General features: G+C 34.3%; 7 protein-coding genes. 2 read left to right on the forward strand and 5 right to left on the reverse strand.

Going from position 1 to position 11,018, the window contains the following annotated elements; genetic code table 11:
• The 5 genes from dctP to kduI all read right to left on the reverse strand — a co-directional run.
• A partial coding sequence (gene dctP, locus WBN21_RS14200; RefSeq protein ID WP_424201398.1) for a TRAP transporter substrate-binding protein DctP occupies positions 1-445 on the reverse strand: 445 nt, incomplete at its 3' end.
• A gap of 20 nt (positions 446-465) precedes the next feature.
• Positions 466-1,872 (reverse strand): glucuronate isomerase, encoded by a 1,407-nt coding sequence (uxaC, locus tag WBN21_RS14205; protein WP_424201400.1) that lies wholly within the window; start codon positions 1,870-1,872, stop codon positions 466-468.
• Between the two features lie 8 nt (positions 1,873-1,880).
• The gene (locus WBN21_RS14210) at positions 1,881-2,402 is read right to left on the reverse strand and encodes a DUF4861 family protein (RefSeq protein WP_424201402.1); all 522 of its coding nucleotides are present in this window, start codon (positions 2,400-2,402) and stop codon (positions 1,881-1,883) included.
• A gap of 1 nt (position 2,403) precedes the next feature.
• Positions 2,404-3,198: a gluconate 5-dehydrogenase gene (locus WBN21_RS14215; RefSeq protein ID WP_424201404.1), complete on the reverse strand. Its 795-nt coding sequence runs from the start codon at positions 3,196-3,198 to the stop codon at positions 2,404-2,406.
• Between the two features lie 3 nt (positions 3,199-3,201).
• Positions 3,202-4,038 (reverse strand): 5-dehydro-4-deoxy-D-glucuronate isomerase, encoded by an 837-nt coding sequence (kduI, locus tag WBN21_RS14220; RefSeq protein ID WP_424201406.1) that lies wholly within the window; start codon positions 4,036-4,038, stop codon positions 3,202-3,204.
• 549 nt (positions 4,039-4,587) lie between these two features.
• Here kduI and WBN21_RS14225 point away from each other — a divergent pair.
• Together WBN21_RS14225 and WBN21_RS14230 are read left to right on the forward strand one after the other, a co-directional pair.
• Positions 4,588-9,300, forward strand: a complete 4,713-nt coding sequence (locus WBN21_RS14225) for a LamG-like jellyroll fold domain-containing protein (protein WP_424201408.1) — start codon at positions 4,588-4,590, stop codon at positions 9,298-9,300.
• Between the two features lie 328 nt (positions 9,301-9,628).
• Positions 9,629-11,018 (forward strand): DNRLRE domain-containing protein (locus WBN21_RS14230; protein ID WP_424201409.1); only part of this gene is annotated, 1,390 nt, incomplete at its 3' end.

Here is an 11,018-nt window from a genome sequence, read left to right on the forward strand (position 1 = left end):
TACTTCCTGCATCATAATAGCCTAAACCTTTTATCCAATACTTAGTACCTTCATCCAATAACTCCTGTCCTATTGGGCCGTCCAAAACATCAAACGAATGTTTTTTGTCTCGAAATAAAAAAGGCAAGCCGAAAATTTTCATTTTGGGTGCAAAATTCTCCAAAACTCCAACAGACACCTTGGTCATATCCAAACTACCAATTTGTAACAATTCGATGCATTCGCGCTCGGTTCCTAATTGTTGACTTGGGTAAATTTCCAATTCCATTTTACCTCCCGAAATTTTAACCAAATCTTCACCCATTTTAACCATGGCTTTGTGTACGGAATGGTTAACATCCAAACCGTGTGCTAGCTTTATGGTGCGTGTTTTACTTATTTCGTTACAGCCATTTAGAAACATCAGGCTGACGATTGAAAACACTAAAATGAGTTTAAATTTCATTATGTAACGGTGGATTAATTTTAAAAATTAAAGTATTTTTTGGCATTATAGTAACATATATCTTGTACCATTTTACCTAAATGTTCTATATCATTTGGAATAAGACCTTGTTTGACATCTTCAGCAATTAGATTACATAAAATACGTCTGAAATATTCATGCCGTGGGAATGACAAGAAACTTCTGCTATCGGTAAGCATACCGACAAACCTGCTTAATAATCCCATATTAGAAAGCGTATTGAGTTGCTTCTCCATGCCATCTTTTTGGTCTAAAAACCACCAACCTGAGCCCCATTGCATTTTTCCTGGGCAATCTGAATTTTGAAAATTCCCCATCATGGTTGCAAAAACTTCATTTTGAGAAGGGTTTAAATTATAGGTAATGGTTTTAGCCAATTGATTGGTAGCATTAAGTGTATTGAACAACTTCGACATGAATTCTGCCATAGGAAAATCGCCAATAGAGTCGACTCCCGCATCCAAACCAACTTGTTCCACTAGTCGTGAATTATTATTGCGAATAGGCCCCAAATGATATTGTTGCACCCAATTATATGCGTGGTATTGCTTTCCTAAGTGAACAAAAAGAAACGATCTATAGGTATCAATTTCATAGTTTGAAAGGGCATTTCCTTTTAACTTTTTATCAAAAATTGCAGCAATTTCTTCTTCATTAAAATCAATAAAATGTAAGGCTTCACCAACACCAAAATCTGATAATCGACATCCTTTATCATGGAAAAATTTAATACGTGTATTAATGGCTTTTATAAAATCATTAAGCGATTGAATTTCAAAATGAACGCTGTTTGATAATTTTTGAATGAAATTTAAAAATGAATCTTTATTGATAAAAAATAACTCATCGGCTCTAAAAGTTGGAAGTACTTTGATATTTAAATGTCTGTTTTTGGCTATTTGTTCATGATATTTTAAATCGTCCGTTGGATTATCCGTTGTACAAATCACTTCAACTTTCATAGCTTCCAAAAGTTGCCCTGGTGTTTTGTGCTCTAAAACGGCATTTGCCTTTTCATAAATAGCTTCGGCTGTTGATGGCTGTAAAATAGCATCCACTTCAAAATAGCGTTTCAACTCTAAATGCGTCCAATGAAACAACGGGTTTCTTAATGTAAAAGGCACCGTTTCTGCCCATTTTAAAAACTTTTCTTTCTTAGAAGTTTCTGAACCTGTTATAAAAATTTCATCAATACCATTAGCCCGCATCGCTCGCCATTTATAGTGATCGCCATCTAACCATGCATCCGTAATGTTTTTAATTGGTTTATTCTCAGCAATTAATTTTGGTGATAAATGATTGTGGTAATCTATAATAGGCAAATCTTTAGCATACTTATGATACAAAGTTTTAGCAATTTCAGATTGTAAAATAAAATTATCAGTTATAAAGTTGGTTGCGTTCATATTTAAATTTAGTTGATTGTAACAACCAACGGATTATTAATTTTTAAAGCAAAAGCTACTACATGATTTTCCCAGGTTTGTTTTGATGTAAATTCTTTGGCTTCCTGCCATCCAAAACCTGCATAATACATGGCTTTATTATTATTTACATTAATTTCGGCATTGAAGTTACCACCTTTTACGCCCTCTTCCACCATTTTTTGAGCTGTTGGGCCATAATTTCTAAAGGCCACTTTATTGTTTCCAAATGCATAATCATCAGATCGTTCTGGTACAAACCTTGAATAACAATAGTCTGTTAATTCTGTTTTAGAGAAACCTTCTTCTTCTAAAAGTTGTAACTGTTTTTCTGAATGGGCGTCAATTTCTGGTTGAAATAATAAAACGTCGGCTTTACTAATTTCCACAGTTTCAAGTGAACGCGTTATATCTAAATTATTAGTAATCGTTAATACATGAATAGACTGAGTTTTAAAACTTAAAAAAAGCACGGAAAAAGTTAGTGATAAACAAAGTAGTAGATTTTTCATTTTAATCTTCGTTTGAAGGTTTACCAATAGTAGCAAGAATGCCTCCATCAACATAAAGAATATGCCCGTTTACAAAATCGCTTGCTTTTGATGACAAAAAAATAGCCGCACCTGCTAAATCATTCGGGTCGCCCCATTTTGCCGCTGGTGTTCTATTAATAATAAAATCGTTAAACGGATGCCCATCAACACGGATAGGTTCGGTTTGCGAGGTTGCAAAATATCCTGGTCCAATACCATTTACTTGAACATTATGCTTTGCCCATTCTGTCGCCATATTTTGAGTCAGCATTTTTAGTCCGCCTTTAGCTGCAGCATAAGCTCCAACGCTATTACGTCCTAATTCACTCATCATGGAACAGATATTAATAACCTTTCCTGCTTTTCTGGCAATCATACCTTTTACAACATGCTTAGATACTATAAAAGGACTTACCAAATCGATATCTATAACCTGTTTGAAATCTGAAACTTCCATGTCAATAAGTGGTGTTCTTTTGATGATTCCTGCATTATTTATTAAAATATCTATTTGCCCAACTTCAGTTTCTATCATTGAAATAGCTTTCATAACTTGCCCTTCATCGGCCACATTAAATTTGTAACCAACGGCGTTAATGCCTTCGCTTTTATATTCAGCAACCGCTTTATCAATTTTTTCTTGGGATGAATTACCGTTTACAATAATGGTGGCTCCTGCCAAACCTAACCCTCTAGCCATTGCCATACCCAAACCATGAGTACTTCCTGTTACTAAAGCATTTTTTCCTTTAACATTAAATAATGATGTACTCATAGCTTATCTTAACTCATTAGGTGAACAAACATCCATATCGCCATAATCTAAATTCTCTCCTGCCATTCCCCATATAAAACTGTAATTACTTGTTCCGGATCCGGAGTGAATTGACCATGGTGGTGAAATTACTGCTTCGTTGTTAGCCATCCAAATATGTCTTGTTTCATCTGTTTGGCCCATAAAATGACAAACGGCTTGATTTTCTGGTACTTCAAAGTAAAAATAAACTTCCATTCTTCTGTCGTGAACATGAGCAGGCATCGTATTCCATACACTACCTGACTTTAAAGAGGTCATGCCCATTTGTAATTGGCAAACATCAACAACGCTATTCACGATATATTTTCTTAAAGTTCTCGCATTGGCAGTTTCTGGAGCACCCAATTCTACAACTTCAACATCATTAATGCCAATTTTCTTATTAGGAAATGCTTTATGAGCAGGTGTAGAATTCAAATAATATTTAGCAGGTTGGCTTCCTGATTTACTTGAAAATGTCACCTTCTTATTTCCTTGTCCTAAATAAAGGGCTTCTTTGTTTTCTAAATGATAGTCCGTACCATCAACCGTAACCATTCCTGAACCTCCAATGTTTATAATGCCTAACTCTCTTCTTTCTAAAAAATAATTAGCCTTAAGCGGATCAATAGTTTCTAACACAACGGCCTTTTTAATGGGCACTACGCCCGCAACCATAAACCTATCATAATGTGAGTACACCCATTCCATGGAATCGTTTTTGAAAAGGTTCTGAATTAAAAATTCATCGCGTAATTCTTGCGTGTTATAATTTTTTACTGCTTCAGGGTTAGAGGCATAACGTATATCATGTGTCATTTTTAATATGTTTTATGTAATTACTTATTCAATGTGGAATAAAAACTTGTAATTCCAACTGTTTCATGTATTGATATTAGTTTATACCGAGAAAATTTTGAAATAAAGCATCCCTAAACCAAAATCATAAAAAATAATTTCACCAAATAAAAGTATATAAATTTAAATTAAAAAAAGTAGAAATGATGAAAACAGGAAGCAAGGATTAATTGCTTCAGTATTTTTTATAAAATTACCCCAATTGTGGTTTCAAACTGAGGTCTTAATAAATGAAATTATTAAAGGGTTAAAATAAATTTTTGAAATTCATTTTTTGTAATCTTAAAACTACAATCAAAGTTTAATTGCAATATTGTAATTGTAAGATTAATACTTCTATAAAAGATTATTATCAGAATAATAATATAACATTTTGGCTCAACTTAAACAGCTCATTTTTAACGGTTTAAAAATATCATAATGCATTTCATCGATTAAATTTGCATTTCATAGATAAAAATTCCATATTTGTTACCTAAAATAATTGGTCCCAAGCCTAATTTAACCTAAATGAAAAATAATACTATTTCCGTAGGGTCATACCTCTATTTAATAGGTATACTTTTTTCGTCGTTTTCATTTTCTCTAACTCCAATTGATTTTGAAGATTATGGATCAGGTTTAGGTGTTTTGTCAGTTCAAAATTCAGATTCTACCCGAGACAATATTTCTGTTTTCGCAAACACTTACTCTATTACTTTGAGAGATTATAGTGGAACCTCTCATTCAAGCACCTATTCTTCTATAAGTATAACCGGAAATGGCGTTTCCATTCTTGGAGATGGCTCCAACACACCTAGCATTTTAGACCATACCGATTTTGGTAATGTTCAAATAGTCTCAGAAACTAAAACAAATACTTTTACAATACACAATTTAGGAGGTTCAGACCTTACCTTAGGAACTATATCTCTAATTGGTTCAAACAATTTTACTATGGTTAGTAATCCATCGCCAGGAACTATACTTGGCATTGGTGAATCTGCAGATGTCCTAATTTCTTATAATTCTAACACACAAGCCGTAGATACAACACTATTAACGGTACTTTCAACTGGAAATTTAGGTGAAGAAACCTTTACAATTAATTTATCTGCAACAGGAACTTTAGTGTTTTTTGATAGTGATAATGATGGTGTATTTGATGATGTGGATATTGATGATGACAATGATGGAATTTTAGACTCCGATGAAGAAACTAATTGCCGTTTATCAAATAGTGCATCTACGGTAGATTATAAATTTTTAAATGAAACCTTTGGAACAGGCACCACTAGAGGTTCTGGTATTAGTTCATTATATTCAGTTTACACTAACTATTGCTTAGAAGATGGCATTTCTGGGTCAACATGTTCAGAATCCGATCCTGGAATTGGTGATGGAGAATATACGGTTTCCAGTTTAATAACCACAGAAACTAGCGGAGAACCCGTTGGCCCTACAGGTGATGCCATAGCAAGTTGGGCATGGTATGCTTGGGCGCCTTTAGAAGACCATACTCCAAATGATACCGATGGTAGAATGGCCATTTTTAATGCTAGTTATGCCCCAGGCGTATTTTACGAAACCGAAATTAAAGGTACCATAGCAAATGTTCCAATTTCTTATAGTTTTTGGGTAGCAAATATAGATGAGCCAGACACCAATTTTATCGCCCAAGAATATGGTGGAGACCCTAGCACATTTACACATCGAGGCTTACCAAATGTCACCGTAAATTTCTGGTCTTCAGATAAAAGTATACTGATAGCTAGTTTTAATACTGGCGATATTACTAGATGTGGTGACGCCTTTGTTTCTAGTGACCATACCGGAACCTATCCACATGCTGCAGATGCCACTTATAGTACTTGCGAAACGTCTGTTTGGCAAAATTTTTCTCAAAATTTTTCAACACCAGAGAATTCATTTATAGTCCAATTTGTTAACAATGCCTCAGGTGGAGTAGGAAATGATTTAGCTATTGATGATATTGAAGTGAGACAAACGCTTTGTGATACGGATAACGATTCTGTCGCTGATGTTTTTGATTTAGATTCAGATAATGATGGTATTCCAGATGTTGTTGAAGCTAACCCTACATCGGCAAGTTTAAGTGAAGGCAAAGCCAATTTAACAGATATCCTTGGTTGGGTAGATGCGAATGATAACGGCATGCATGATAGTTTAGAATCTCTTTCACCTGTAGATTCAGATAGTGATGGAATTCCAGATTATTTGGATTTAGATAGCGATAATGATGGTTTATATGATGTAGATGAATCTGGAGTTATTAATGCTAATGATGCCACTTATCAAAATGGTGATGGCGATATAAACGGTGATGGCACCGGAGATGGTCTTGAAACCGAATTGTTTAGAGAAAAAGATTCAGACGGAAATGGTTCTATAGAATACTATGGTGATGGCATTTTAGATACTTTTGATTTTCATGATGGCAATACATCATATCAAAATTCTTATGGAAACAATAGCCAAGGAACGGCGCCTTTATATGCCTTAGATTCCGATAGTGATGGCATTCCTGATTATAAAGATCCATACAACAATGTAACGTCAACTTACGATATTGATACAGTCGAAATTTATGCTCATTTACCAAATACAGCGGGTGTTTTAGATAATACTATAGATTTTGATGGCGATGGTATAATGGCATCAAGAGATGGTGACGACACTATTTTTGGCTCTCCTAGAAACTTAGATTTAAGTTATAGTTTATATTTTGATGGCCGAAATGATTATGTGGAAGATGTGAATGTGATGGCATCCGGTGATGGGACATTAATGGCATTTATTAAACCTGATGGAGCCAACACAAATAACGATAACCAAATAATTGCTGGACAAGATGATTTTCATATTATAATTGACAACGCAACTAAAATGGTAAGCGCCGTTGTAGAAGGAACTACTATTACCTCTTCAACACCATTAACAGATGGAATATGGACGCACGTGGCGTTTACAACAACCTCAGCATCTGGCGGCGAAACTATTTTATACATTAACGGAATTGCTGAAGCTACGGCAGCAATGGGAGGAATTTCAGCTGATGCAACCCATTTTATGATTGGTAGTGCTAAAGGAAATAGCAACTATTTTAAAGGAGAAATTGATGAAGTTAGAGTTTTTAATGCATCTTTAACTTCAGAAGAACTTAAACGCATGGTGTATCAAGAGCTTGATGATGCCAATGGATTTAATAGTGGAAAAATTATCCCTATAAATATTTCAGCTTCTTTAGGAAATCATTTAATTAAATACTACAAAATGGATGGGTATCAAGATGATATTCTAGACGATAAAAAATCTAGTGCTATAGATGTAACTGGCGCTAAAATGTACAATTTTAAAAATATTTATTTCCAAAAAGCGCCATTACCGTATGTAACTATTGCTGATGGTGATTGGACAACGAGTACTAATTGGTTACACGGAAATGAATGGGATATCACCTCTAAACAAGACCATCCTGACGACGCTTCAATTGTTCACCTTAAAAACAATATTAATTTAAACGGCCCATACAATTCGCAAGGTATGGTTGGGTTAATTGTGGATAGTGGAAAAAAGTTTGTTGTAGAACCCGATAAAGGTTTGTATAACAGTTGGTATTTAAAATTAAATGGTCAAATAGATTTAGAAGGCGAATCGCAATTGGTACAAACCAACAACAGTATTTTTGATGCCTCCAGCACGGGTACTTTACAGCGCGATCAACAAGGTTATTCAAATACTTATTTATATAATTATTGGTCATCACCAGTTTCACCAAAAAGTAATGCTAGGTATACGGTACCAAGCGTCATTTCAAATGTAAGTTTTTTAACTTCTGGTTATAATGGTACCTCATCACCTGTTGGAGTTGCTGATTATTGGATATGGAAGTACACGAATAAACTAAGTAATATTTATTCAGAATGGCAACATGTAAGAAGCTCTGGAACCATTAAACCTGGGGTAGGTTTTACCATGAAAGGCCCAGGAACTGGAGCTCCAGAACAAAACTATATATTTGAAGGACAACCAAATAATGGCGATTTTAATTTAGCAATTAACGCAAATAATGCTTATTTAGTTGGAAACCCTTACCCATCGGCCTTAGATGCTAATCAGTTTATTTTAGATAACATAAGCACTTTAGATGGTGGAAATAATGAAACGAATGTTATAAATGGCGCTTTATACTTTTGGGATCACTTTGCGGTAAACAGTCATAATTTAGGCAATTATCAAGGTGGTTATGCTGTTTATACTTTAATGGGCGGCACCGTTGCCATATCTACAGATTCTAGAATTAATGGAACCAGCGCTTCTGGAACCAAATTGCCAGAAAGATATATTGCCGTAGGACAAGGCTTTTTTGTCTCAGCTGATAATGGTGGTGTTACAGGCCTAACCCAACCTATTGTTGATGGAGATTTAAATTTTAATAACGGTCAAAGAGTTTTCCAAAAAGAAATTGTTTCTAATAATAATACCGGTTCTTCATTCTTTAAAACTAGTAAAAAATCAAAAGGCGAAGCAAAAACTGAAATCGATATTAGAAAAAAAATCAGGCTAACTTTTTATTCTCCAGATGGTTTTCATCGTAATCTTCTAATTGGTGTTGATAAAAATGCTACAATCAATTTTGATTTAGGGTACGATGCTGTCCTTATTGAAGATAACAAAGAAGACATGTATTGGAATTTGGAAAATTCTAAACTATTAATTCAAGCTATTGATAATTTTAATGAAGCACAAAAAATTCCTTTTAGTATGAAAATTGCAAAATCAGGATTAGCAGTTGTAAGTATTAATGAATTAGAAAATATAGATGCCAATAAAAATATTTTTGTTCATGACATAGAATTAAACACGTTTCACAATTTAAGAGAAAGTGATTTTAGTGTATCATTAGCCCCTGGTGAATATAAAGATAGGTTTGAAATTACCTTTTCAAATAACGCATCCTTGAGTATCGAAGCATTTGTTGAACTTGGCTTAGAAGTATATTTTTCTAATAATCTTGAAAGCCTTATAATTAACAATCCAAAATCAATTAGCATAAAATCTATTGAAATGCTTAATATTTTGGGGCAAGCACTTTTTAAATTAGAACCAAACAACAATAATAACCACTTAGAATATAAAGCCAGCCAAATTAAAGCAGGTAATTATATTTTAAAAATAGATACTGAATTTGGCATGATTTCCAAAAAAGTGTTAATAGAATAATATACTATATTTCGTGCACTTTTAATGGTGGGTATTTAAAGCTTGTTAAACAAAGGTATAAATTGAAACTGAATTTGGCATAATTTATAATATGTATTGATTGAATGGATAATTAAGTATTGGATATAATTATTTCAAAATATTCAATCACCAAATACTCTTCCAACTTACTAAACTTTAAGCACTAAATATTCGTTAAAGTGTATTAATTAGTAACCTTATTCTTACATAAAAATGCATTTCATCGAATTTATATGCGTTTCGCTGAATTATTAAGTAATATTGTATAAATAATAGATTCCCCTCAAATCGCAACTTAATCCTTTCCATGTCTACTGTAAATTTGTCACAGTCTCTCAGCTATGCTAAAAAAAATGTAATAGCGAACCCCAAACTTACCCCTTTTGTAAGAATTAAGAATGCTGCGTCAGAATTAATCTTTCAAAAAAAGAAAGTTTCAAAAACATTTCCTAGAAACGTATTTAACACAAAACTTTCACCACTACAGATTTTCGTATTTGGTTTAGTATTATTGTTTTCGTTTAGTTCTTATTCGCAATCAACAACCACGTGTGATTTAATAGCATCTGAAGATACTTATATCAAGCTTAAAAATGCTGATCATAATTTTGGAGCTTGTGAAACTTTAATCATTGACCGAGAAGGCAATGATCTACACAGGATTTTACTTCAGTTCGATCTTTCTGGTATATCATCTAGTGCAACTATTAGTTCTGCAGAACTTAGATTATATACTGAGGCTGGTGACAACATGAACGTTAGCGTATTTCAAATAGGAGCTGCTGATGCATGGGATGAAGGAAGCTCATGTGGAACTAATAGTTCTGCTAACTGGACCAATAGAACTGCTTCTTCTACCTGGGGAACAGTTGGTGTTGTGGGTCCTTCTAGTGGAGGCACACCTGTGGCTACAATTAACGGAAGTGGAGATGGTATTCACTCGTGGAACATAACCTCATTAGTTCAAGGATGGATAGATGGTACCATAACCAATAATGGTGTCATGGTAGGAAGTCAGGATGGTGGAGGAGACCGCACTATTGATTATTACAGTCGAGAAACAACTTCTGGAACACCTCCAACCCTTCGGATTACTTATGGTGTTAAATCTTTGCTCTATGCTTTAAGAGGAGCTGACACAAATGATTTTTGGGCATATGACATTAGTGGTGATTCCTGGAGCAGTCTGGCAAATACGCCCCAACCTATTAAAATTGCTTCTGGATTAGCATCTGCAGAAGGTGATGTTTACGCAATGCGGGGTGATCAACAGAAAGATTTTTGGAAATATAATATAAGTGGTAATTCCTGGAGCAGTCTTGCTGACTTTCCTGGTAAGCCTGATAAGTCAGGCTCATTAGAATATAACCACGATGGGTATTTATATGGAATAAATGGAGGTAATAGTGTTCTTTATAAATATAACATAGCATCAAATGCATGGTCAGTAACGTCTAGTCTACCTGGTGGTGTGAAATTTGATGCTGGAGCCGCTTTGATTTCTGACTATAAAGATATTTACGCCTTTCAAGGTAAAGGAACTACTAACTTTTATCGATATAATGCAGGAGCTGACACAAATGATTTTTGGGCATATGACATTAGTGGTGATTCCTGGAGCAGTCTGGCAAATACGCCCCAACGTATTAAAATTGCTTCTGGATTAGCATCTGCAGAAGGTGATGTTTACGCGATGC

The sequence above is a fragment of the Algibacter sp. genome (genome assembly GCF_049667265.1).
Taxonomy (GTDB): domain Bacteria; phylum Bacteroidota; class Bacteroidia; order Flavobacteriales; family Flavobacteriaceae; genus Algibacter_B.

Bases quoted from the DNA above. Each gene is read 5' to 3' on its own strand.
- WBN21_RS14215 (WP_424201404.1), bottom strand. From the start codon at position 3,198: ATGAGTACATCATTATTTAATGTTAAAGGAAAAAATGCTTTAGTAACA.
- WBN21_RS14210 (WP_424201402.1), bottom strand. From the start codon at position 2,402: ATGAAAAATCTACTACTTTGTTTATCACTAACTTTTTCCGTGCTTTTT.
- uxaC (WP_424201400.1), bottom strand. From the start codon at position 1,872: ATGAACGCAACCAACTTTATAACTGATAATTTTATTTTACAATCTGAA.
- kduI (WP_424201406.1), bottom strand. From the start codon at position 4,038: ATGACACATGATATACGTTATGCCTCTAACCCTGAAGCAGTAAAAAAT.
- WBN21_RS14225 (WP_424201408.1), top strand. From the start codon at position 4,588: ATGAAAAATAATACTATTTCCGTAGGGTCATACCTCTATTTAATAGGT.